The following is a 25,732-nucleotide window of genomic DNA, read 5'->3' as shown; positions in this document are numbered from 1 at the left end:
TATTTTGTTCACGGTTTGATTCGATATTTTTTGGAGGAATTTCTGAATGGAAGATGTACTTAATAAATTAAAGGGAAATGAATTTTTTCAAGATTTAAGTGGTGAGGAAATTAAAAAGCTTATTTCAAATATTGGATATCACTTAAGATCATATAAAAAAGGAGAAATTATTGCAAATGAAGAAGACGAATGCAATAGTTTAGGATTTGTATTAGAGGGTGTAGTTGAAATTCAAAGAATATACCTTAGCGGAAAACAAATAATTTTAAAAAGACTAAATAATGGAGATGTATTTGGTGAAGCATTGGTATTCTCCAAAAAATCAAGATATCCATCTACAGTGATAGCTCTTAGTGAATGTAACATACTTTATATAAGCAGAGCAGATATATTGAAATTATGTACAAGTGATGAAAGAGTATTGGGAAACTTTATGTCCGCATTGAGCAATAAAATATTTATGCTAAATTCTAAAATAAAAAGTATAGCTTTTAAAAGTATCAAACACAAAGTGATAAACTACATATTGGAACAGGCAAAGGCTCAAAAAAGCGAAATAGTTAAATTGAAAGAAAATAAAGAAGAAATTGCCTCATCATTAGGTATTCCTAGGCCATCTTTATCTAGAGAATTAATGAATCTTAGAGATTTAAATTATATTGAGTTTGATAGAAATGTAATTAAAATTTTAAATATTGAAGAGCTAGAAGCAGAATTATTTGATTAAAATTAGGACATATTGATATTTTATAAAGTAGAGATATACATAGAAATCATTAATATAAAATAATTGTATCATGATAGAATTATTAAGTTAGCTTACTATAATAAATATTATTTTATTAATTTTATGGTAAGTAATTAGGAGTTATTTATGAAAAATATTTCTGAAGAACAGTTAGATGAGTTAGAAATATTTAATGGTGTTTCTAAAGCATCCCTAAAAAAGCTTAAGGATTTTGGAGAGGTTAAAAAGTATCAGACTGGAAATCATCTTTTTAGAGATAAGGAAGAAGTATCTACTTTATACGTAGTATTAAGTGGAAGTGTATCTCTATATAAACTGAATGAAAATGGAAATAAACGTGTGATATTCATTTTGGGTAAAGGTAAAATGATTAATGATGTAATAATACAGGACTTGCCATCATCTATAAATTGTGAGATATTTGAGGAATCCTACATATTAAGTTATGATAAAGCTACATTCTTAAAAATTATGGAGGAAGATTTTATTCTTACTAAGAATATTATGAGCTCTTTAGCAATGAAAGTAAGAAGATTATATAGGCAGCTAAAGAATGCAACAGGGGTAGTGAGAATGGAAAAGAAACTTGCGGCAAAACTTTGGAAGCTTAGCAGAGATTATGGTGTTAAGTGTGATGATGGAGTAATCATTAATATGAATATAAGTGTAACATATCTAGCAGATTTACTAGGCTCAAAAAGAGAAACTGTATCCAGATCATTAAAAATACTTTTGGATAATAAATTAATTAAGTATGATAATAAAAAAATTAAAATAACTGATCAAGATGAATTATCAAAATTTTTTAAAGCACCGTGATTTATATCACGGTGCTTTAATTAATAATAACTTATAATTGATTTATAAGTAAACGTATATATGAAAGGGGAATTTATAGGATGTTTTGTGAAGAATTTAACAGTGTAATTATGGCAGCGAAGGCAAAAGTTAATTTATTAAAGACAAATAAACTAGGATATTTCATAAGTTCAATGCTTGCAGGTCTTTATGTAGGTATGGGAATTATGCTTATATTCACAATAGGAGGATTATTAGGCGGTAGTGGATCACCCGCTACAAAAATAGTCATGGGAGTATCCTTTGGAGTTGCCCTTAGTTTAGTAATTATGGCAGGATCAGAACTTTTTACAGGAAATAACTTTATTATGACAGCTGCTTCTTTAAGAAAAGAAGTAAAGTGGGCAGACACTATTAACATATGGATAGTTTGTTTTATAGGAAATTTAGTTGGTTCCATTATTGCAGGATATTTATTTTATGCTACAGGACTTACAGCTGGACCTGTTGGAGAATTTATTGCAAAAACATCAGCAGCTAAAATGAGTATACCATTTCTACCATTATTAGTACGCGGAATTTTTTGTAATATACTAGTATGCTTAGCTACATGGTGTAGTTTTAAATTAAAAAGTGAATCAGCTAAGCTTATTATGATATTTTGGTGCTTATTTGCATTTATAACAGCAGGTTTTGAACATAGTGTTGCTAATATGACTCTTTTGACAATTGGGTTACTTAATCCGGGGGCTGCAAGTGTAAGCGTTATGGGTTATGTGTATAACATAGGTGTAGTAACACTTGGAAATATGATTGGTGGAGCAGTATTTCTAGCATTACCTTATTATATAATTTCAAAAAAGAAGTAAAGGAGTAAGCTGATGGGATATAAATTAAGCAAAAATGATATTAATAAAGTATTCGAAGATTTATCAAAAGAATATGTAGTATATGCGCCAAAATTATTTGAAGGTGAAGGTAGTTTCTCTGATACTGATAGAGTACGTTATGGTGAAATAAAAACAATAGATGATATAGTTTTTGATCAAAAGGCCCAATATTCATATAAAGAAGTATTACTTCCTATATCTCAAACACTTTTCTATTTCACAGAAGATTCCATAAAGGAAGCAGATGCTCCTAAAAAAGGTGCTATCATTTTCTTAAGAAGCTGTGACTTACATGCGGTAAAACGTATGGATGACATTTATTTAAGAAATGGACAAGAAGATTATTATTATAAGAGAATAAGAGAAAATGCAAAATTTATTTTAATGGGATGTGAAAACTCATTTGAAAATTGTTTTTGTGTAAGTATGGAAACAAATAAAAATGATGAATATAATGCATACCTAAAAGTAAATGGAGATAATGTATATGTAGATGTTAAAGATGAGGAGTTAGGAAAGCTATTTAAGGCTGATGAAACTTTAGATGTTAAACCAGACTTTGTAACGGAAAATAGTGTAAAGGTTTCGATACCAGATAATCTTTCTTTAGATGTTATGAAATCAGATATGTGGAAAGAGTACAGTGCTCGTTGTATTGCTTGCGGAAGATGTAATTTTGTTTGCCCTACATGTACTTGTTTTACAATGCAGGATGTCTTCTATACTGATAATGGTAAAGCAGGGGAAAGACGAAGAGTATGGGCATCTTGCCACGTAGATGGATATACAAATATGGCTGGAGGACATAGTTTTAGGTTAGATAAAGGACAACGTATGCGTTTTAAAGTGCTACACAAAGTATATGACTATAAAAAGAAATGGGGATATCATATGTGCGTGGGATGTGGAAGATGTGATGATATCTGCCCAGAATATATATCATTCTCTAACTGTGTGAACAAATTAAAAGATGGTATGAAAGAGGTGGCAGACAATGAGTAAAAATGAATATATTCCTTTTTTATCGGAAATTAAAGAAGTAATTAAACATACGGAAATAGAATATACTTTTCGAATGGAGTTTAATGGTGATGTAAAACCAGGACAGTTCTTTGAAGTTTCATTACCAAAGTTTGGTGAAGCGCCTATTTCAGTAAGTGGTATTGGAGAGGGCACTGTTGACTTAACTATAAGACGTGTTGGAAAAGTAACTAATGAAATATTTAATAATTATGTTGGCGATAAATTATTTCTAAGAGGACCTTATGGTAATGGCTTTGATATTGAAAATTACAAAGGAAAAGAATTAATAGTTGTTGCAGGGGGGACTGGCCTTTCTCCAGTAAGAGGAGTTGTAGATTACTTTGCAAAAAATGCAGGTGAAGCAGAAAGTTTTACTCTGATTGCAGGATTTAAATCTCCTAATGACGTTTTATTCAAAGATGATATTAAAATGTGGAAAAGTAATATAAATCTTATTCTAACTGTTGATAATGCAGAAGAAGGATACAATGGCAATGTTGGAATGGTCACAAAATATATTCCTGATCTACGAATAAAGGATATTAATAATGCGGTAGCTATTGCAGTAGGACCTCCTATTATGATGAAGTTTACTGTTGCAGAGTTTTTAAAACGTGGTATAGATGAAAATAATGTTTGGATTTCACAAGAAAGAAAAATGTGTTGTGGAATAGGAAAGTGTGGACACTGTAAAATAGATGATACTTATATTTGTTTAGATGGTCCTGTTTTCAATTATTCAAAAGGCAAATTCTTAATAGATTAGGAGGGGTTAGTTGTGGATTTAAATACAAAGGCAATCAAGAAAAATGCTTTTAGAGTCACTAAAAAAAGAGGGATAACTGCCTCTAGAATTAGAGTTCCTGGAGGGCATTTAGATGCAGAATTATTAGGAATGATACAAGAAATATCACAAAAGTATGGTGATGGAACTGTTCATATAACAACACGTCAAGGTTTTGAAGTACCAGGTATAAGCTTTGAGGACATGGATAAAGTAAATGAATTGTTACAACCAATTATTGAAAAATTAGAAATAAATCAAGAAATACCAGGCAAAGGATATACTGCTGCAGGAACTAGAAATGTATCAGCATGTGTTGGAAACAATGTTTGTCCGTTTGCTAATTATAATACAACTAATTTTGCAAAGAAAATAGAAAAAGCTATTTTCCCAAATGATTTACATTTTAAAATCGCATTAACAGGATGTCCTAATGATTGTATTAAAGCAAGAACACATGACTTTGGGATAATTGGAATGACAGAACCACAATATAATATTGATAGATGTGTAAGCTGCATGGCATGTGTGAAAGCCTGCAAGAAAAAATCAGTAGGAGCACTTGAGGCAGTTAACTATAAAATCATAAGAAATAAAGAAAAATGTATTGGTTGTGGTGAATGTGCAAATGCATGTCCTACAGGAGCATGGACAAGAAGTAAAGAAAAATATTATAAGTTAGTTCTTATGGGAAGATCAGGTAAGAAGAACCCTCGTCTTGCTGAAGATTTCTTAATTTGGGCTGATGAACAAAGTATAATTAAAATAATATTAAATACTTATAAATTTGTTGAAGAATATATAGACAAAGATGCTCCAGGTGGAAAAGAACATATAGGGTATATTATTGATAGAGTTGGATTTGAAGAATATAAAAAGTGGGCATTAAAAGATATAGAATTCCCAGAGAAAACTATTATCAAAGAACGTATTTACTGGAGCGGAATACATTTCTGCTAGAATTAAATGTACTACAAATAACTTAAAATGAGGAAATGAACAATCGAAATAGAATACATATATGTTCCTCAGGACTATGAAAAATATCGCTGATAATATATCTAAATGGAAGGCTGAATCACTTCTGCATGCTCCTGTGGCAAGCACAGGACAAGCGAAAGTGGAACAACCTCCAATTAAGATATTCCAACAGCTTATTTTTCAATGCCTGCTCCACATATATATATTCTATTTCTTTGTATTACTATCATTTTAAGTATTTCACAGATAACCTAATTAAATATTTTATTAAAGAGCATAAATATATGTAGTTAAAGGTATTGCTAACTTGAGAAATATGAAAATACTTGTATAGATATCTGATACTTTAAATTTACATTCACAAAAATCTGGAGCAAACGCATATACTCACTTTCGGTTATATTGGAAGTAAATTTAAATTATTATAAGACTACAAGTATTTTTATATTTCAAATCATTCACAATAACTTTAATTTATGATGACTTGGATTATATATGAATTCTAAGTTATTTTTATGTATTTATAAAGATAGTTCCAAAAAATTTATTACTCGTAACAAATGAAACAGAGTATTTTCTGATTTCAATGTAAAATAAATTCATAAGGTGATTCGAGGGAATGTACCTAACTGATATAGAAATTTATAAAAATTTATTTGATAAAAATTAAGTGTGTGGAGGAGATTTTAATATGGATAATAAAATGTTTTGTTTTCAATGTCAAGAAGCAGCAGGATGTACAGGCTGTACTGTAAAAGGTGTGTGTGGTAAGACTCCAGACCTTGCTAAGATGCAAGATCTATTAATATATGTAACTAGAGGTTTATCAGAAGTAGCTACAAAAGCTAGAGAAGAAGGAATTTCTGTATCACAAGCTATTAATACTACAGTAACTATGAACCTTTTTACTACTATAACTAATGCTAACTTTGATAAAGAAGTATTTTACGGAAGAGTAAAAGATACTTTAAAAATAAAAGAAGAATTATTAGCAAAATTAACTAATAAAGAAAACTTAAGTGCAGCTGCTTTATATAATGCAGAAACAAGAACTGATCTTGAAGCTAAAGCAGAAACAGTTGGAGTATTAGCTACTGAAAATGAAGATATTAGAAGCTTAAGAGAGCTTATTACTTATGGATTAAAAGGATTATCAGCATACATGAAACATGCTAATGCTTTAGGATACGAAGATGAAAACATATGTGCATTTATGCAAAAAGCTTTATCATTAACTGCTGATAACAATGTAACAATAGATGAATATATAGCATTAACTTTAGAAACAGGAAAAGTTGGTGTTGATGGAATGGCTTTATTAGATAAAGCTAATACAGAAAGCTATGGTAACCCAGAAATAACAAAAGTAAATATCGGAGTTGGAACAAATCCAGGAATATTAATTTCAGGACATGACTTAAAGGACTTAGAACAATTATTAATTCAAACTGAGGGAACAGGTGTAGATGTTTATACTCATTCAGAAATGTTACCAGCTCACTATTATCCACATTTAAAGAAATACTCACACTTAGTAGGTAACTACGGAAATGCATGGTGGAAACAACCAGAAGAATTTGAAAGTTTTAATGGACCAATACTTATGACTACAAACTGTATAGTTCCTCCAAAGGATAGTTACAAAGGAAGATTATATACTACAGGGTCAGCAGGTTATGAAGGATGTACTCATATTGCAGCGGATGAGAATGGAAAGAAAGATTTCTCAGCAATTATTGAACAAGCTAAAAAATGTCCATCACCTACTCAAATTGAAGAAGGGGAAATCGTTGGTGGATTTGCTCATAATCAAGTGTTAGCTTTAGCTGATAAAGTAGTAGAAGCAGTAAAGACTGGAGCTATAAAGAAATTCTTTGTTATGGCTGGTTGTGATGGTAGACAAAAAGCTAGATCATACTACACAGACTTTGCAGCAGCGCTTCCAAAGGATACTGTTATATTAACAGCTGGTTGTGCAAAATATAAATACAACAAATTGGATTTAGGAGACATAGGTGGAATTCCAAGAGTTTTAGATGCAGGACAATGTAATGATTCTTACTCATTAGCAGTAATTGCATTAAAACTCAAAGAAGTATTTGGTCTTGAAGATATAAATGAGTTACCAATAGCATTTAACATTGCATGGTATGAACAAAAGGCAGTAATAGTATTATTATCTCTATTACACTTAGGGGTAAAGAATATTCACTTAGGACCAACTCTTCCTGCATTCCTTTCACCAAATGTAGCTAATGTTTTAGTAGAAAGCTTTGGTATAGGTGGAATCACAAATGTTGAAGATGATATAGAAATGTTTTTAAGATAAATTAACACAATATCAATTAAGGAAGAAGATAACGAGCATAAAGCTAGTTATCTTCTTCCTTTTTAGTTATAATATAGTCAACTATAAAGATAATATGCATTGTCGAAAAATATTTAAGAATAAAATTATATTGAAAACGTATTTATAAAAATAAATATATTTACAGCAATAATATATAGATATATAATCTGTATATTGTAATAACGAGTAATAAAAAGGAATGGACAGTCCTTTTAAATGGTTGTTGCATAAGCTTGGAAATACATAATAGTTTTTACAATATGGGGGAAGAATTATGTTAAAAAAAATTCAATCGTTCTTGATTGGAAAAGCTCTTAAGACTACAGAATTATCAGAAGAAAAGTTTAGTGTTCTTTGGGGATTACCAATATTATCAAGTGATGCTATTTCATCAGTAGCTTATGCAAGCGAAGAAATACTATTAGTTCTTATACCTATTCTTGGCATGCGTGCATATGGATCAATGATAGAAATAGCAATAGCAATTACAGTGTTATTAGGAATAATAGTATTTTCATATAGACAAATAATTGATAATTTTCCGCATGGAGGCGGATCATATATTGTTGCAAGTGAAAATATAGGCAAGCTTCCAGGATTGGTAGCAGCATCATCATTAATAATAGATTATTTATTAACTGTTGCGGTTAGTACCTGCGCAGGGGCAGCTGCAATAACATCAGCAATTCCGGCTTTGCTGCCATATCAGCCATTAATAGCTATCTTTGTAATAGGATTGATAACATTAGGGAATCTTAGAGGAATAAGAGACTCATCTAAGTTATTTGGAATACCAACATATTTATTTATATTATCAATAATAATAATGATAATAACAGGAATATTTAAAGTATTAGTATTGAAAGAAAGTCCAGAGCAAATATATGCAGTTCCACAAGCTACTGGAGACTTAACGTTACTATTATTCCTAAAGGCTTTTTCTTCAGGATGTACTGCTTTAACAGGTATTGAAGCGGTAAGTGATGGAATACCTAATTTTAAAAATCCAGCGCAAAAAAATGCAAAAATAGTATTAGCTACATTGGCTTGCATTGTTTTTATTATATTTGGTGGGATATCATATCTCTCAACAATGTATAAAGCAGCTCCAGGTCAAGATATTACGGTGATAGCACAAATAGCAATCCAAGTTTTCGGGCCAAATAGTTTAATGTTTTTTATAGTACAAGCTACGACAGCTATTATTCTTACACTTGCAGCTAATACTGCATTCTCAGATCTACCTTTATTATTATCAATATTGGCTAAGGATGGATATGTTCCAAGGCAACTAGGGAAAAGAGGAACTAGATTAAGTTTTTCAAATGGAATAGTATTGCTATTTTTAGCATCCTCACTTTTGGTTTATATTGCAGATGGTAGTACGCATATGTTGTTATCTTTATATGCAGTTGGTGTATTTATATCATTCACACTATCACAATTTGGAATGTTTAGAAAATGGACTAAGAGTAAGGAAGGTCATTGGAGGCATAAAGCTTTTATAAATGGTTTAGGAGCAGTTGTTACAGCAGCAACTTGTATCATAATAGGAGTAGAAAAGTTTACTCATGGTGCGTGGATTGTGCTTGTATGTATACCAATACTTGTGACAGGAATGCTAAGAGTTAGAAGACACTATACTAAAGTTAGAGAGAACTTAAAAATTGAAACAGACTTAGAGAGTTTAATTGTAAGAGAAGCAATAACCAAACATGTTATTGTACCAGTTCAAACAATTAATAAATCTTTTATCAAGAGTTTAAATTGTGCGTTAACTCTTGGAGACAACATAGAAGTTTACCATGTTAGTACAGATGAAGAAGTAACAAAGAAGTTAATAGAAAAGTATAATAAGCTTGGAATAGCAGCACAATTAATTATAGAAAATGCACCATACAGAAATGTTAATGAGAAACTTCTAGCTTATGTGGAAGAGAAACATAAGCAATTAAAAAAGCACGAAGTGATAACAATAGTAATGCCTCAATTTATCATACATAAATGGTGGCATCAGACACTTCATAATCAAACGTCAATACTTTTAAGAAGATCTATACTTAAGATGAGAAATGTAGTTATTGTAACTGTGCCTTATATAATTAATGAATAGGTTCATATAAAATAATGAGAGCATCTCAAATGTTTTTGAGATGCTCTCATTATTTTTAGGGAAATATAGGATTTTAGGTTAAAATAGAAAGTGCAAGTAAAAGTTAAACTTAAAAAGTATGATCTTAGCTTGTGTCACTATTTATCAGAGAAGTCTAAATCAACTTTATCTAAAGGAATAACTTTAGTCTTATTCTTTATTTTATAACCTATGTATAAGATCAAGAATAATGGAAGACCTATATAAGCTGCAATTAATCCATTCCAATCAATCGCCTCAGGGGTAATGTATGAATATCCTTGACCTATTATTATAATAATACACATTAATAATGCTAATATAGGGCCAAATGGATATAAACTAGCCTTATATTTCAATTCGTTTAAATCTTTACCTTGATGAACATATGCCTTTCTAAATCTGTAGTGACATATTGCGATACCTACCCAAGCAATAAAGCCAGCAAGACCAGATGCAGCAACTAACCAAACATAAACGGTACTTTCTGCGTATATACCAGTTAAAAAGCAAGCAGAGGCAACTAATGTAGTTAAAAGTACAGCGTTTATAGGTACACCTCTTTTGTTTATTTTAGCAAAAGCCTTAGGTGCCATACCTTCTTTAGCCATTGCATAAAGCATTCTACTTGATGCATACATACCAGAGTTACCAGCAGATAATACAGAAGTTAATATAATTGCATTTATCAATGAAGCAGCGCCAGCTATACCAGCTCTTTCAAATACCATTGTAAATGGGCTTGTATCAAGTCCGGCTTCGGTAAATGGTATAATTGCTCCTAATACAATAATTGTACCTAGGTAAAATATTAATATTCTCCAAAATATTGATTTTATAGCTTTGGGAATATTTTTTTCGGAATCTTCACTTTCACCTGCAGCAATTCCAATAAGTTCAGTGCCTTGAAATGAAAAACCTGCGATTAAGAAAATAGAAAATATTGATTTGATTCCTCCATGAAAAGGTCCATCTTCAATGGTGAAATTATGAAATCCTACTTTATTTCCACCCATTATTCCTACAATCATTAAAACACCAATTACTATGAATATAAGAACGGTAACAACCTTAATTCCAGCAAACCAATATTCTGATTCACCATATGCCCTAGATGATAGAACATTTAGTCCCACTATAATTGCTAAAAATAAAATACTCCAATATAGGGCATTTACATCTGGAAACCAATATTTCATTAACAGAGCACCGGCAACCATTTCTGCTGCGATTGTTATAGCCCAGTTATACCAATAGTTCCATCCAAGTGCAAATCCAAGTGCAGGATCTATAAACTTATTAGCATAGGAACTGAAAGAGCCTGATATTGGCATATGAGTTGCCATTTCTCCTAAGCTTGTCATTAAAAAATATACCATGATTCCGACTAAAGCATAAGCCACTAATGCACCACCAGGTCCAGCTTGATGTAAGGTATCCCCCATAGCAAGAAAGATACCAGTACCAATGGATCCACCTATGGCTATCATGTTTAAGTGTCTTGCTTTTAAACTTCTCTTTAATTCGTGATTTTCTTCACTCATTTTTCTATCCTCCATTATGGTTTTAAATTTCCATAAGTAAAGTAACTAAGATAATATAAATTAAAACAATAAAAAAAGCCATGAGAGCATACTCATGACATAAATACGAAAATTACACATTTAAAAAATATGACGAATATCGACATTTACATTAAAAATAGCTCTCCACAAATGAGTTGTGGCAGTCTTGTATATATTTTACACAAGCCCAGCAAATAGTATTAAAGCAATAAACTATTTACTTCGGCGAAATTTCCTTTCTTATTACTTCACTGAGCTTACCTCCATAATAATACTCTTAAATTTCGCGCCTCTATCTTAGTTATTCACCTATTAAGTTATATGTAATTATGTAATAAAATACGAAATAAGTCAATATAAAATATTTAACAATTTATAAAAATGTATAGAAAGTAGTTAAATATTTTGCAAATTAAAAGCGACTATTTAAAATTATTTCAATAGTCGCTTTTTTAATTTTTATGAAGAAATATATTATCTTAGTAATGATTAGTATTTATATTTAAGATTTTCATGTAGGTTGGTATATGGTAAAATCATATATTTAAAATGACATTTTCTATTCTAAATTTAATTTATTTTTTAATACATAGCTTGTTATTATGAAATACGCTATTATAAAGATTATATTAAATACGGTAATAGATATTAAAAATAAATTAATAGGCCAAAGAGATTCAATATTTCTTAGTAAATCAGGTATGCTAGAGGATGAAAAAGCTATTCCAATAGATGCTGATATTGCACCTGCAATTAAATTTAATGCTATAAATGCTCCGAAAGATAAAAGAATTCTATGCTTACTAAATATATGTCCAATTGATATAGAAGCATAAATCATACTAATAAATTTTACAAACTGAAGAATCATAGCAATTAATACTTCTATAATAACTACATAAATTTGTATTCCTATTTTAGTATAACCTTCTGAAAGAGCCCTGAAAGTTTCGGAAAAAAATTGTCCAAAAGCTGTGGGGTCAAATGCCATAATAATTATTGAAAGTATAGCTACAATTCCACTTATTATAGTCCAAAAAGTAGCAATTGAAAGCTTGCTTGTAATGTTTGTGATGGTGCTCACTGGAAGAGTGTTCATTAAATATCCTTCATCAGCAAGCAGATTTTTATAAAACCTCTGGATAATTACAAAAAGGGTAACTATAAATACAGCGGCCATAGTGCATCCGTATCCAAAGATGCTTAATATAAATGGAATTGAACCAAATCCTTGAAGTTTATGGGATAGACCAGTTCCGATAAAAATTTTATTAATAATAGCAAATGCTAATAATACTAAATAAAGCGGTATAAGGGTTCTGCCAGTTGCTTTTACCTCATACTTCATTAATTTTCCTAACATCTAAATACCTCCCTAAATAGAGTATCAACACTCTTGCCTTCATTTTCTCTTATTTCATCAACACTTTTAGTTAAGAATATACTTCCATATGATATAAATACTACATCATCTAATATTCGTTCAATATCAGAAATAAGGTGAGTAGATATAATTATAGTAGCATTCTCATTGTAATTAGTGATTATTGTGTTCAAAATGTAATCTCTGGCAGCAGGATCAACGCCTGCGATAGGTTCGTCTAATAAATATAAATCAGCCTCTCTACTCATAACTAAAATAAGTTGTACTTTCTCTTTTGTACCCTTTGACATAGTTTTTAATTTATCGTTAGGGTTAATATTAAGTTTCGATAACATATTGAAAGCTTTCTCAGGATTGAAATTATCGTAGAAGTCCTGAAAGAAATTAATAATGTCTGAAACTTTCATCCAATCATTAAGATAAGTTCTTTCTGGAAGGTACGAAACAATTTTTTTCGTTTCAATTCCAGGTTTATTTCCAGCTATTAATATTTCTCCGCTTGATGGGGTTAAGAGACCATTTGCTAACTTTATCAATGTGCTCTTACCACTACCATTTGGACCTAAAAGGCCAACAATCCTTCCTCTATTAATCTTTAAATTTATACCTTTTAATGCTTCAGTATTAGAATAAGTCTTAAATAGATTTCTACATTCTAGAATAGGGACATTATTGACGTTGCTATTTGTAAAATCAGATACTGTATCAGTTTCAGTAGAGTTATACAATATTTTATTATCATCATTACTCATTATTTCATCTCCTTCGATATAATTTCTATAAGTTGAATTGTCTCTTGCTTTGTATAGCCGATCCTTTCCATGTTGTGAAGAAACTTTTCAATTTGATCTCTTGCTAAACCATTTCTAATATTTTTAATCATATTAATGTCCTCCGTGATAAATCTTCCACTTGTTCTTTGAGTAAATACTAAACCTGTTCTCTCAAGTTCTGTTAATGCTTTCTGCATTGTATTAGGATTAACAGCTGCATCACCTGCCATATCCCTAACTGATGGCAATTTTTCGCCAGCTTTGTATATGCCAGAAACGATTCTAAGTTGTATTTGTTCCATTAGCTGCATGTAAATTGGTCTATCGTCATTAAAATCCCATGACATAGTCTCACTCCTTCATAAATTGTACCACTGTATTGTTGTACTAAGTTGTTAATACAATAATACAACTATAACTTTTAGCTGTCAAGAAAAATAAAATGATTTTTTATAGATTAATTGAGGTAATAAAATCTGTTGAATATTGAAAATTGTGGTGATATAATTATTTTCGATGGTGTATATACACCTGTAAAAATATTTAAAAGAGGTGTAAATAAACATGACGATAGATTTAGTAAAAGAAATATTAAAGTTAAAGAAAGAAAAGAATGCACTCATTCTTGCGCACTATTATCAACCAGGAGTTATACAGGATTTAGCAGATTATGTAGGAGATTCTTATTATTTAAGTGAAATAGCTAGAGATTGCAAAGAGGAAGTTATAATGTTTTGCGGGGTAAGATTTATGGCGGAAAGTGCAAAAATTTTATCACCGAATAAGACTATTTTAATGCCATGCGCTAGTGCAGGATGTTCTATGGCAGATATGGCAAGCGGTAAGGCTTTATTAGAATTAAAGGCAGAACATCCGGATGCTTTTGTAGTTTGCTATATAAATTCAACATGTAATGTGAAAGCTCACTGTGATGTAGCTGTAACATCTTCAAGTGCATTGAAAATATTAAAAAAGATACCTAATAAAAAGATTATGTTTTTACCTGATAGAAATCTAGGTGAATATATAGCAGAGTTTTTTCCGGAAAAAGAGTTCATACTATGGGATGGATTTTGCAGATGTCATAATAAGATCAGTAGGGAAGATATATTGAGCGAAAAAGAAAAGCATAGAAATGCAAAAGTATTAGTTCATCCTGAATGTACAAAGGAAATTAGAGATATTGCAGATTATATAGGAAGTACAAGCGGAATAATAGATTATGCAACTAGAGATGAAGGAGACGAGTTTATAATAGCAACCGAGGAGGGAATTTTGCATGAATTAAAGAAAAAGAATCCTAATAAAAATTTCTTTATACCAGGAGATAGAATATGTTGCCAAGACATGAAAAAGACAACCCTTGAAAATTTATATGATGCCTTATTAAATATGAAAAATGAAATGATTCTAGAAGAAAATATTAGAAAAAAAGCGTTAAGATCTTTGGAAAATATGCATTTACTTGCATCACAAGATGTTAGAAGTAATTGGGAAAAACATGAATAAGTTTGTTGATGTTTTAATAATAGGTTCAGGGGTATCAGGTCTTTATTGTGGATTAAATTTAAGGAAAGATTTAAATGTATTAATTGTGTGTAAAGATAAGATTACTTGCAGCAACACTTATCTAGCACAAGGGGGAATATCTGTTGCAAAGGGAGTTAATGATATTCCATTGTATATAGAGGATACGTTAAAAGCAGGAAGGTATAAAAATGATTTGGAGGCTGTTGAGACTTTAGCTCATGAATCTATGGTTAACATAGAATCTTTGATTGAAATGGGACTTGCTTTTGATAGAAATGAAGATGGAAGTTTAAACTTCACAAAAGAAGGTGCTCATTCTATAAATAGGATAGTACATACAAAGGATAATACAGGAGAAAGTACGGCGAAAATTTTAATTGATAAAGTAAAACAAAAAGAAAATATAAGCTTTTATGAAAATACTTATTTTGCAGATATTATAGAAAAAGAAAATAAATGCATTGGAGCCGTGTTAATAAGGGAAGATGAGCAAATAAATGTTTATGCAAAAGCTGTTGTATTAGCAACTGGAGGTATAGGTGGATTATTTAATAATTCAACTAATCAGAGAATATTGACGGGAGATGGAATAGCATCAGCAATAAGACATGATGTGGAGTTAAAGGATATGGATTATATTCAAATTCATCCGACAGCATTTTATGAAGAAGGCGAAAATAAGAGGAAGTTTTTAATATCAGAATCTCTAAGAGGGGAAGGAGGAATTCTTACAAATATAAAAGGGGAAAGATTCATAAATGAGCTCTTGCCGAGAGATGTGGTATCAGAAGCAGTATATAATCAGATAAAAGAGACAGAAGTGCCTTATGTAAATTTAGATATAAGATTTTTGGGAAAAGATTATATCATAAATAGATTTTCAACTATTTATGAGGAATGTTTAAAAAGAGGAACTGATATAACAAAAGAATGCATTAAAGTTTCTCCTGCCCAGCATTTTTTTATGGGAGGAATAAAAGTAGATTTGGATTCTAAAACATCTATGAAAAATCTGTATGCAGTCGGAGAGACAAGCTGTACGGGAATACATGGTGCTAATAGACTCGCAAGTAATTCATTACTTGAAGGACTTGTATTTTCGAGAAGAGCTGCAACATCAATTAACAATGTTGTGGATAATTTGGAAAATAAAGTTTTTCCCGTGGATAGATTAAACAAATCATGGAATGAAGTGGAACAAGAAAATAAAGAACTAACTGCAAGAGTTATAAAAGAAAAAGGTGGGAAGTTAGATGATAAATTATTTAGTTATAGATAAAATAATAAAAAATGCACTTATTGAAGATTGTCCTAGTGAAGACATAACCACTAATTCAATTATAGGTGAAACAAGTATCTCCACAGTAGAGTTGATTTGCAAGGAAGAAGGTATAGTTGCTGGTCTTGAAGTATTTAAAAGAGTATTTGATTTATTAGGAAATGTGGAAATTGAATTTTATAAGCGTGATGGAGACAATGTACATGTAAAAGATAGAATTGCTTTTCTCAAAGGTAATACAAGAAACTTATTAGTTGGTGAAAGGATTGCATTAAATTTACTTCAAAGAATGAGTGGAATAGCTACATTAACTAATAAATTTGTACAAGAAATAAAGCATACAAAGGCAAAATTATTAGATACAAGAAAAACAACCCCAAACTTAAGGATATTAGAAAAATATTCTGTAAAAATTGGAGGTGGGTGTAACCATAGATTTAATTTATCTGATGGTGTAATGATTAAAGATAACCACATTAGTGCAGCCGGCGGTATAAAAAATGCTATAGATCTGATTAGAAAGAATTCTTCATTCGTTAGAAAAATAGAAGTAGAAACTGAAAATTTAGAAATGGTGGAGGAAGCATTATCTGTAGGAGTAGATATAATAATGCTTGATAATATGAGCTTAGATATAGCTAAAGAAGCAGTTGAAATAATAGATAAAAGAGCTTTAATTGAATTTTCAGGAAATGTTGAGCTGAATAATATTAAAGAAATAGCTGAAATAGGTGTCGATTATATATCGGTAGGAGCATTGACACATTCAGCTAAAATATTAGATTTCAGTTTGAAAAATTTAACATTGTTAAAAGATTAATTATGTAACTTCTATGCATGAAGTGAATTATGTATTTATAATACACATGTTATATAAGAATATAAATTAAACAAAGTGAAGGTAATATTAAAAATTTGATATAATGATTTTATAGAAAAATAAAATGTAGAAAGTTGCTTCAGATAGATGACTATGTTGAAGCAGCTTCTTTATTATAGATAATTAAGAACATATAATTAATATTTCTGTATCAAATGAAACGGATTTGATAAGAACATTCTATTATAATAATTCTATAAGATAATTGATTTATTTAAACAATATATTTCAATTAGTAGTGTATGGTCAAAAATTAGAGATTAATCAATTTAAATGAGTATAAAATGTAGGAGGAGAATTTTATGATAAGAAGAGTTATTAAAATAGATGAAGAGAAGTGTAACGGATGTGGTCTTTGTGCAAATGCTTGCCATGAGGGAGCAATAGGTATAGTAGATGGAAAGGCAAAATTATTGAGAGATGATTATTGTGATGGCCTTGGGGACTGCCTTCCTTCATGCGCAACTGATGCTATTTCTTTTGAAGAGCGGGAAGCAGACGCCTATGATGAGGAAGCAGTAAAGATAAACATGGAGAAAAGAAAGATGGAGCAAAAGAAAATGGAGTTAAGCAGAAATCAAACAATTCAATTTGGATGTCCAGGTTCACAATCTAGAATGTTAAACCATAAGAAAATTGAAGTAAAAAATGCAGAAGATGAAAGTGAGATAGTATCGCAATTAAATCAATGGCCTGTGCAAATTAAACTCGTTTCGCCAAATGCACCATACTTTAACAATGCTAATTTACTTATAGCAGCAGATTGTACAGCCTATGCATATGCAGACTTTCATAATAAGTTTATTAGGAATAAAATTACATTAATAGGATGTCCAAAATTAGATGAAGTAGATTACTCAGAAAAATTAATGACAATTTTAAAGATGAATGATATAAAAAGTGTTACTGTTGTAAGAATGGAAGTTCCATGCTGTGGGGGAATAGAAAATGCTGTGAAAAATGCATTAAAAGCAAGTGATAAAATGATTCCTTGGCAGGTAGTAACTATTTCAACTAATGGAGAAATTATTGAATAAAAGTATTAATATAGGTATATTTGCATACATAAAAACTTTTAGATGCAGATATACCTATAAATTTATAAAAATAATTATTTTTAGGTATATTTAAATTAGAAATGGGAATTTATACAGATAAGTAAAAAATTATATATTCATTATGGCAAAATAGAGGATATTATTGCAAATGTGTAGAATACTATAATATCGAGATATTTAAGGGGGAGTATATATGAATAAAAGGAAAGTGTTAATACCAATAGATGGAACAGAAAGAAGTATGCATTCTTTAGAATTTGTAAAAGAGATATTTCCCGACAAAGATTCAATTGAAATTATAATAATGAATGTTAAAGAATTAGTACTGATAAATGAAATGATAGTTGCTGATGAAATAAAGTTTGCACAAGAATTGGGTGAAGAAATATTACAAGCAGCTAAAGAAAAAATGAAAGATTATAATACAGAAACTTATTTTACTTTTGGGTATCCAGGAGATGAAATAATAAAGAAAGCAAATGAAGAAAACATAGGCGTGATTGTTATGACTAAATCTACTAAAAGAGGCTTAAATCGTATGATCGGTTCAGTAACGACTAATGTTGTCAAACGTGCTAAATGTATTGTAATGATAGTTCCTAATGATTTTACAATTAGTATTAAATAACTAATTGTTTAGTAGTTTGAAAATTAGAATTTTATAGGCTATCTTAAAAATTATATTTTAAGGTAGTCTTTGTTTTTGAATATAGAATTTTACTATGTATAATGATATAATAAAACGAAACTTATTTGATATAATACACGTATTTATGGAATATCAATTAAAGTATTTTTACAAAATAATAAGTCCAATCTGAAGTTTATCTTAAATTATATTCACATATGTAGCTCATTCAGAATTTTCAGATAAGGGATGAGAATTTTGAGTTGATATAAATTATATAAAAATTATTTTGTTATATTTAAGGAGTAAGAAATGAGAGCAGTTTATAGAAATCCAAGAGAATTAGCAACATGTTTAAAGGATATTGTAGATACATATTATGATGATCTAATTTCATATGAAAAGATGGAAGAAAGAATTATAAAGATTGTTGATGCTAATAGAGAGGCTATATATAAAGAAAAAAGTATGTCAGTTAAGATAGCAAATATCTTAGGGGACAAAAGAGTAGATATAATTAATAAAGTAGTTGAGAGTAAAACTAAGGCAGAAGAAGTTTAATTAGTTTTGCAGTTTAGGAGTGAGTTTGGAATGGGTAAGAAAACAATATTAACAGGAGATAGACCAACAGGGAAATTACATATAGGACATTATATAGGTTCTTTAAAAAATAGAGTTATGCTTCAAGAATCAGGCTTATATGAGAGTTTCATAATGATTGCAGATCAACAAGCGTTAACAGATAACGCAAGAAATCCTGAAAAGATAAGAAATAGCTTAATAGAAGTTGCATTAGATTATTTAGCGGTTGGAATTGATCCAAATAAATCAAATATATTTGTACAATCACAGATACCAGAACTAAATGAATTGACAATGCATTACTTAAATCTTGTTACTTTATCAAGGTTAGAAAGAAATCCAACAGTTAAACAAGAAATAAAACAGAAAAATTTTGAAAATAGTATTCCAGCAGGGTTTCTTATCTACCCAGTAAGCCAAGCAGCTGATATTACAGCATTTAAAGCAGACACGGTGCCAGTTGGAGAAGATCAACTACCTATGATTGAGCAAACGAGGGAAATCGTTAGAAGTTTTAACTCTTTATATGGAGAAGTTTTAGTTGAACCAGAAGCAGTACTTCCAAGTTCTAATGCGGGAAGATTGCCTGGTACGGACGGAAAAGCTAAAATGAGTAAATCAATAGGAAATTGTATATATCTATCTGATGATGCTGATACAATTAAGAAGAAAGTAATGTCAATGTATACTGATCCTAATCACATAAGAGTAGAAGATCCAGGGCAGATAGAAGGAAATACTGTATTCACTTACTTAGATGTATTTGCAACTGATAAAAATACTGTTGAAGAAATGAAAGAGCACTATAAACGTGGCGGTCTTGGCGATGTAAAAGTTAAAAGATATTTAAATGAAGTTTTACAGGCTGAATTAGAACCAATAAGAAATAGAAGAATTGAGTTTGAAAAAGATATAGATGTAGTATATAAAATGCTAAAGGATGGTAGCAACAAAGCTAGGGAAGTGGCAGCAAATACCTTAAGAGAAGTTCGTGAAGCAATAGGTATAGAATATTTTACAGAAAAATAGTAAAGTAAATTCATTAGAGGAGGAAACCAAAATGAAGGCTGTTGGGATATTAAACTATCCAGTAGAAGATGTGTTTCATATATTTATAAAAAACGCAAAAAAAGATTTTTCGGATTTTAATGAAGAAGATGCTACAGGATGTAAGATTCAAAAGAGTATAAATACTGGTAGACCCAATCCAGTAGAATGTACGGTTGAAATAACTGGTTATGAAAAAAATGAAAAATATCAAATTACTACTTCAACTGATTTTTCAAAATGTGTATCGACATATAATTTCAAAGGACAAAAAGATGGCACAACTAAATTAGTATTTGAAGAAGAACAGACAACAGATAAATTTTTTGGATATATGTCATTATGGATTCAAAGATTTATGGCTAGGCGCGCCTTTAAGGCAAAATATAATAATATTGTTGAGGCTCTCAATAATGAATTAAAGATATATACTAATAATAAAGAACGAAGCAAGCCTAAAAATAAATAATAAAAATACAGGATTGCTTTGACAATCCTGTATTTTTATTTTATTGCAAAGTATTAACCCAATTACCATTATTAAAAATTTTGATTTCTTCACCAGTTGATGTAATACCAGTTATATTTGTATCTTTAGTTCCTATCATAAAATCAACATGTATCAACGATACATTTGAACCAGATAGTATTGATTCTTCTTTCGTCATCTTTTCTCCATTTTTTATACAGCAAGGATATGAAGAACCAAGAGCTAAATGACATGAAGCATTTTCGTCATACAATGTATTATAAAAAATTATATTTGAATTTGAAATTGGAGAATTATATGGAACCAAGGCAACTTCACCTAAATATCTTGAACCTTCATCAGTATTAAGAAGTTCGTTTAAAATATCTAATCCAGTTTCAGCGGAACAATCTATAACTTTACCATTTTTAAATGTTAAGGAAAAATTGTTTATTAAATTCCCACAATAACTTAAAGGTTTTGAACTAAAAACAATTCCGTTTACGTCATCCAATTTAGGTGTAGTATAAACTTCTTCAGTAGGCATATTAGCAATAAATCTCAGACCATCTTGAGTAATATCCTCACCACCACACCAAATATGTTCTTTAACTAATCCTACTTTTAAATCAGTTCCAAGAGAGTTTGTGAAATGAAGGTATTTAAATTCATAAGAATTTAATTCTAATACCTTATCATGAAGAAGGTTAGTATGCTTGTTTCAAGCATCTATAGGATCTGATTCTTTAAGTCTCATAACATTAAAAATTGCATCCCATAATTTTTCAATTGCTTCACAAGAGTCAGATTCACTAAAGACTTTTTTGGCCCAGTTTTCAGTTGGAATTGAAACTATACACCAAGCATTTTTATTAGAAGTACATGCACTATGATATTTCTCCAAGGCTACACGTCTGCCTTTTTGGTATGCAGATATTTTATTAGAATCTACATCTTTGAAAATATCTGGATCAGATGCGGAAATACTTAAAAATGATGCCTTATTTTCTACATAATAGTCGTATTTATCTTTTTCAAATTTTGGCGTAATAGAAAGAACTTCTTTTGTAGAATTATTAAATCTTATTTTATTGAATTTTTCATCATTATAATTTATAACTACATCAGAAGCACCAGCTTTATAGGCTTCATCTGCAAGTATTCGTGCAAAGTTATTGCACTCAATAGGGCTATTTATAACTAAAAGTCCATCTTTTTGTATATTTACACCTTTGATAATAGCAAGTTTAGCATATTTAGATAAAAAATTATCTAACAATTATATCACCTCATTACATAGTAGATTTTTATAATGCTGGTAAATTTAAAATACTTTGCATTTAAATTTACAATCTATAATAAACTATAGCAATCTTTGCTGGATATCTGCTATAGTAAAATAAAGAATACACAAAATAAGAATTATTACTAATAATTATGGAAATAATATGAGATAAATTCGCAACACAACAAGATACATGTATACTTTAAGTTATACAATATAGTATAATGATTTTAAATAATGACTTGAAGTAGATAAGAATATTTCAAGTTAAGTAAATTTTTATGTTAAATTTCAGGAGGTTTTTAATGAAAAAATTATTGATTTTAGACTCAAATTCACTTATGAATAGGGCTTTTTATGCTTTGCCTCCTCTTACAAATAGTGATGGAATAAATACTAATGCCATTTATGGTTTTATAAATATGTTACTTAAAATGAAGGATGAAATTAATCCTGATAGTATAATTGCTACTTTTGATTTAAAAGCACCAACTTTTAGACATAAAGAGTATTCTGATTATAAAGCAGGACGGAATAAGATGCCGCCAGAACTTGCAGAACAATTTCCAATTATTAAAGAATTATTTAAGTTAATGGGAATTAAAATATTTGAAGTGGAAGGCTTTGAGGCAGATGATTTGATTGGGACAGTATCAAAATTTGCTGAGGATCATGATACAGAAGTGTTTATAGTTACAGGAGATAAAGATGCACTTCAGTTGGCATCAGAAAAAACTAAAATTGTAATTACTAAAAAGGGTGTTAGTGAAACAGCCATTTATGATAAAAAAAGTTTTATGGATGAATTTGAAGTAACTCCAAATCAATTTATAGATGTAAAAGGATTAATGGGAGATAAGTCGGATAATATACCGGGTGTTCCAGGGATTGGAGAAAAAACTGCTTTTAAACTTATAAAGGAATATGGGTCTGTTGAAGAAGTTATTAAGAATATAGATAAAATTTCAGGGAAAAAAATTAAGGAAAATTTAGAAAATAACGTTGAACAAGCAATATTTTCTAAGAGACTAGCTACAATTATGAGAGCAGTGCCAATTGAATTAAATTTAGAAGACATAAATTCTAGTAATAAAGAGAATACATTAGAAATTAAAAAGATGCTTATTAAACTTGAGATGAAATCAATACTACCTAAATTTAATGATGATACAGTTCATGAAGAATCTAATATCGAAGTGAGAAATATTAGTACAATTGAAGAGATGAAATCATTATTTTTAGAAAAACGAAATAGAATTTATATAGATTATACTTTAATAGGTGCATCTAGATATTCTAAACTAGAACTTGAGTATTTAATATTTGGAGAAGAAAATAAAGGTACTATTATAAATTTTAAAGACATAAATTCTAAAGATAGTGAAGAAGCTTTAAAATCTTTAAAAAACCTTATGGAAGATGAGAATGTTAAAAAAGTTATTCATGATGGGAAAAACTTCGTTACATTCTTGAATAAAAATAAAATTGAGATAAAAGGATTTGATTTTGATACTGCGATAGCAGCTTATTTAATTGATTCATCAAAGAGTAAATATGAAATTTTAGAGCTTATCAATCATTATATAGGAGAGAATCCAAACAGCGAAGATAGTAATATTAAAGGAATTCTTTGCAGTTACTTACCAGTAATTTATGAAAAACTAAAAGAAAATCTTCATGAAGAAAATATGGATAAACTTTATTATGAAGTTGAGCATCCATTAATTTACGTGCTTTCATCTATGGAGAGTATTGGATTTAACATAAATCAAGGTATGTTAGATGAATTACAAGTTAAGTTTAAAAAAGAAATTGATAGGACACAAAAAGAAATATATGGCTTAGCAGATGAAGAATTTAATATTAGTTCTCCTAAGCAATTAGGAAAAATATTATTTGAAAAATTGGATTTACCAGTTATTAAGAAAACAAAAACTGGATATTCAACGAATCAAGAAGTTTTAGAAAAGCTAATGAATAAGCATGAGATAATACCTAAGATAATGTATTATAGGCAAATCACAAAGATAAATTCTACATATGTGGAAGGTTTAAAAAATGTAGTTGATGAAGATGGTCGTATCCACTCTAACTTTAATCAAACTGTAACTACAACAGGAAGATTATCAAGTACAGAACCTAATTTGCAGAATATTCCTATAAAATATGAAATGGGTAGAGAAATAAGAAAGGTATTTATACCAATGGAAGAAACTGATATACTAGTTTCTTGTGATTATTCTCAAATAGAATTAAGAGTATTAGCTCATATCGCTGGAGATGAAAATATGATAGATGCATTTGAACATCATAGCGATATTCATACAAAAACGGCTTCGGAAGTATTTAAGGTTCCGATAGAAGAGGTTACTTCTCTTATAAGAAGTAGAGCAAAAGCAGTTAATTTTGGAATAGTCTATGGGATAAGTGCATTTAGTCTTGCAGAAGATTTAAAGATTACAAAGAAAGAAGCAGAAGAATATATGACTATATATTTAGAGAGATATCCTAAGATAAAAGAATATCTAGAAAATGTTATAGGGGAAGCTAAAGAAAAGGGATATGTATTAACAATTTTAAATAGAAGAAGATTTATTCCAGAGATAAAATCTTCCAATAAGATAGTTAAGGCTTTAGGCGATAGATTAGCAATGAATGCACCAATTCAAGGAAGTGCAGCTGATATAATAAAGCTTGCAATGGTTAATGTTTATAAAAAATTAAATGAAAAAAATTTAAAAAGTGAATTAATCCTTCAAGTACACGATGAGCTTATTTTAAATGTGAAAAAAGATGAATTTGAAGAAGTTAAAAATTTAGTTGCTTATGAAATGGAGAATGCAATTAAATTAAAAGTAGCACTTGATGTGGATGTTAATTTTGGAGATACATGGTATGATGCCAAATAATGTATTGTGGAATTAAAAAAGGTGGTTTTTATAAAATGGTTAAAATTGGTTTGACAGGTGGAATCGGCACCGGAAAGAGTACTGTATCAAGCATTTTAGATAAAGAAGGACTAAAAATTATAGATGCAGATGCTATAGCTAAAGAGGTACTTGAAAATAATCCAAGGATACTAGAAATGGTCCGTACACAATTTGGAGCAGGTTTCTTTGACTGGAGAGGTGAATTCAGAAGGAAAGAATTTGGAAACCACATATTCAGATTTCCAAAACAAAGAATAAAATATGAGAGTATAATAATGCCGTATATCAAACAGTCAATTGAAGAAAAGATAAAATTATATGAACAAAAGAATGAAAAAATAGTGATAATAGATGCGCCGACTTTAATTGAAAATAATATGCATGAGGAAATGGATTATATTGTACTTGTATATGCTGATAATTCAATTCAAATTCAAAGGGTTATGAGTAGAGATAAATTAACTAAAGTTGAAGCAGTCAGTAGAATAAATTCTCAAATGTCTATGGAGGAAAAGAAAGAGTTTGCGAATATTATTATTGACAATAATACTGATTTGATTGAATTACAGAAGCAAGTTTATGATTTTATTGATTTTATAAAACTAATATGCTAAGTA

Annotated in this window: 22 protein-coding genes, 1 pseudogene and 1 riboswitch; of the genes and pseudogenes, 18 read left to right on the top strand and 5 right to left on the bottom strand. The window is 29.7% G+C overall.

Annotated elements, in window-relative coordinates; translation table 11 throughout:
* Positions 1-46 precede the first annotated feature (46 nt).
* The 8 genes from T483_RS0103100 to T483_RS0103060 all read left to right on the top strand — a co-directional run bounded on the left by T483_RS0103100 (position 47) and on the right by T483_RS0103060 (position 9,687).
* Positions 47-727 (top strand): Crp/Fnr family transcriptional regulator, encoded by a 681-nt coding sequence (locus tag T483_RS0103100; RefSeq protein ID WP_026885518.1) that lies wholly within the window; start codon positions 47-49, stop codon positions 725-727.
* 147 nt (positions 728-874) lie between these two features.
* A complete protein-coding gene (locus T483_RS0103095) occupies positions 875-1,567 on the top strand; it encodes a Crp/Fnr family transcriptional regulator (RefSeq protein WP_026885517.1) in 693 nt (230 codons plus the stop codon).
* Between the two features lie 80 nt (positions 1,568-1,647).
* Positions 1,648-2,415 carry a formate/nitrite transporter family protein gene (locus tag T483_RS0103090; protein WP_026885516.1) on the top strand — a complete coding sequence of 256 codons (768 nt, stop codon included), beginning with the start codon at positions 1,648-1,650 and terminating at the stop codon, positions 2,413-2,415.
* Positions 2,416-2,427: 12 nt separating this feature from the next.
* Entirely contained in the window at positions 2,428-3,438 is a 1,011-nt protein-coding gene (gene asrA / locus T483_RS0103085; protein ID WP_026885515.1) for an anaerobic sulfite reductase subunit AsrA, read from the top strand.
* Positions 3,431-4,225, top strand: coding sequence for an anaerobic sulfite reductase subunit AsrB (asrB, locus tag T483_RS0103080; protein ID WP_026885514.1), 795 nt, complete (start codon positions 3,431-3,433; stop codon positions 4,223-4,225). Before asrA ends, asrB begins: the two co-directional genes overlap by 8 nt.
* 12 nt (positions 4,226-4,237) lie before the next feature.
* Complete coding sequence (gene asrC, locus T483_RS0103075; protein ID WP_026885513.1) at positions 4,238-5,203, top strand: sulfite reductase subunit C; 966 nt, start codon at positions 4,238-4,240, stop codon at positions 5,201-5,203.
* A gap of 712 nt (positions 5,204-5,915) precedes the next feature.
* A complete protein-coding gene (gene hcp, locus T483_RS0103065; protein ID WP_026885511.1) occupies positions 5,916-7,553 on the top strand; it encodes a hydroxylamine reductase in 1,638 nt (545 codons plus the stop codon).
* A gap of 295 nt (positions 7,554-7,848) precedes the next feature.
* The gene (locus tag T483_RS0103060; protein ID WP_026885510.1) at positions 7,849-9,687 is read left to right on the top strand and encodes an APC family permease; all 1,839 of its coding nucleotides are present in this window, start codon (positions 7,849-7,851) and stop codon (positions 9,685-9,687) included.
* Between the two features lie 137 nt (positions 9,688-9,824).
* Here T483_RS0103060 and T483_RS0103055 read toward each other — a convergent pair whose 3' ends face one another.
* The 4 genes from T483_RS0103055 to T483_RS0103040 form a co-directional block, all read right to left on the bottom strand.
* Positions 9,825-11,249 (bottom strand): amino acid permease, encoded by a 1,425-nt coding sequence (locus tag T483_RS0103055; protein WP_035789953.1) that lies wholly within the window; start codon positions 11,247-11,249, stop codon positions 9,825-9,827.
* Positions 11,250-11,399: 150 nt separating this feature from the next.
* Positions 11,400-11,573: riboswitch (Lysine riboswitch) on the bottom strand.
* A 256-nt stretch (positions 11,574-11,829) separates the two neighbouring features.
* Complete coding sequence (locus T483_RS0103050) at positions 11,830-12,633, bottom strand: hypothetical protein (protein ID WP_026885508.1); 804 nt, start codon at positions 12,631-12,633, stop codon at positions 11,830-11,832.
* The gene (locus T483_RS0103045; RefSeq protein ID WP_035789950.1) at positions 12,627-13,406 is read right to left on the bottom strand and encodes an ABC transporter ATP-binding protein; all 780 of its coding nucleotides are present in this window, start codon (positions 13,404-13,406) and stop codon (positions 12,627-12,629) included. The genes T483_RS0103050 and T483_RS0103045 overlap by 7 nt, the downstream gene beginning before the upstream one ends.
* Positions 13,406-13,774 carry a GntR family transcriptional regulator gene (locus tag T483_RS0103040; protein ID WP_026885506.1) on the bottom strand — a complete coding sequence of 123 codons (369 nt, stop codon included), beginning with the start codon at positions 13,772-13,774 and terminating at the stop codon, positions 13,406-13,408. The genes T483_RS0103045 and T483_RS0103040 overlap by 1 nt, the downstream gene beginning before the upstream one ends.
* A gap of 217 nt (positions 13,775-13,991) precedes the next feature.
* Here T483_RS0103040 and nadA point away from each other — a divergent pair, with 217 nt between their 5' ends.
* The 8 genes from nadA to T483_RS0103000 all read left to right on the top strand — a co-directional run bounded on the left by nadA (position 13,992) and on the right by T483_RS0103000 (position 20,900).
* Entirely contained in the window at positions 13,992-14,936 is a 945-nt protein-coding gene (gene nadA / locus T483_RS0103035) for a quinolinate synthase NadA (protein WP_026885505.1), read from the top strand.
* Positions 14,929-16,236: an L-aspartate oxidase gene (locus T483_RS0103030; protein WP_026885504.1), complete on the top strand. Its 1,308-nt coding sequence runs from the start codon at positions 14,929-14,931 to the stop codon at positions 16,234-16,236. Before nadA ends, T483_RS0103030 begins: the two co-directional genes overlap by 8 nt.
* Positions 16,214-17,056 carry a carboxylating nicotinate-nucleotide diphosphorylase gene (gene nadC, locus T483_RS0103025; RefSeq protein WP_026885503.1) on the top strand — a complete coding sequence of 281 codons (843 nt, stop codon included), beginning with the start codon at positions 16,214-16,216 and terminating at the stop codon, positions 17,054-17,056. Before T483_RS0103030 ends, nadC begins: the two co-directional genes overlap by 23 nt.
* A 362-nt stretch (positions 17,057-17,418) precedes the next feature.
* Positions 17,419-18,153: an ATP-binding protein gene (locus T483_RS0103020; RefSeq protein ID WP_026885502.1), complete on the top strand. Its 735-nt coding sequence runs from the start codon at positions 17,419-17,421 to the stop codon at positions 18,151-18,153.
* A gap of 214 nt (positions 18,154-18,367) precedes the next feature.
* On the top strand, positions 18,368-18,802 hold the full coding sequence (locus T483_RS0103015) for a universal stress protein (RefSeq protein ID WP_026885501.1): 435 nt from the start codon (positions 18,368-18,370) through the stop codon (positions 18,800-18,802).
* 312 nt (positions 18,803-19,114) lie between these two features.
* Positions 19,115-19,363: a TIGR04540 family protein gene (locus tag T483_RS0103010; RefSeq protein WP_026885500.1), complete on the top strand. Its 249-nt coding sequence runs from the start codon at positions 19,115-19,117 to the stop codon at positions 19,361-19,363.
* Between the two features lie 30 nt (positions 19,364-19,393).
* Positions 19,394-20,413 carry a tryptophan--tRNA ligase gene (gene trpS / locus T483_RS0103005; RefSeq protein WP_026885499.1) on the top strand — a complete coding sequence of 340 codons (1,020 nt, stop codon included), beginning with the start codon at positions 19,394-19,396 and terminating at the stop codon, positions 20,411-20,413.
* Between the two features lie 31 nt (positions 20,414-20,444).
* On the top strand, positions 20,445-20,900 hold the full coding sequence (locus T483_RS0103000; protein WP_026885498.1) for a DUF3284 domain-containing protein: 456 nt from the start codon (positions 20,445-20,447) through the stop codon (positions 20,898-20,900).
* Positions 20,901-20,940: 40 nt separating this feature from the next.
* Here the strand turns inward: T483_RS0103000 and T483_RS28675 are convergent.
* Positions 20,941-22,179 (bottom strand): annotated as a pseudogene (locus T483_RS28675) (aminopeptidase).
* A gap of 311 nt (positions 22,180-22,490) precedes the next feature.
* Here T483_RS28675 and polA point away from each other — a divergent pair.
* The gene (polA, locus tag T483_RS0102990; protein WP_026885497.1) at positions 22,491-25,094 is read left to right on the top strand and encodes a DNA polymerase I; all 2,604 of its coding nucleotides are present in this window, start codon (positions 22,491-22,493) and stop codon (positions 25,092-25,094) included.
* A 35-nt stretch (positions 25,095-25,129) separates the two neighbouring features.
* Positions 25,130-25,729, top strand: coding sequence for a dephospho-CoA kinase (gene coaE / locus T483_RS0102985; protein ID WP_026885496.1), 600 nt, complete (start codon positions 25,130-25,132; stop codon positions 25,727-25,729).
* Positions 25,730-25,732 lie beyond the last annotated feature (3 nt).

It is taken from the genome of Clostridium beijerinckii HUN142, assembly GCF_000621745.1.
Classification (GTDB): domain Bacteria; phylum Bacillota; class Clostridia; order Clostridiales; family Clostridiaceae; genus Clostridium; species Clostridium beijerinckii_A.
This window is presented reverse-complemented; position numbering and strand designations above follow the sequence as displayed.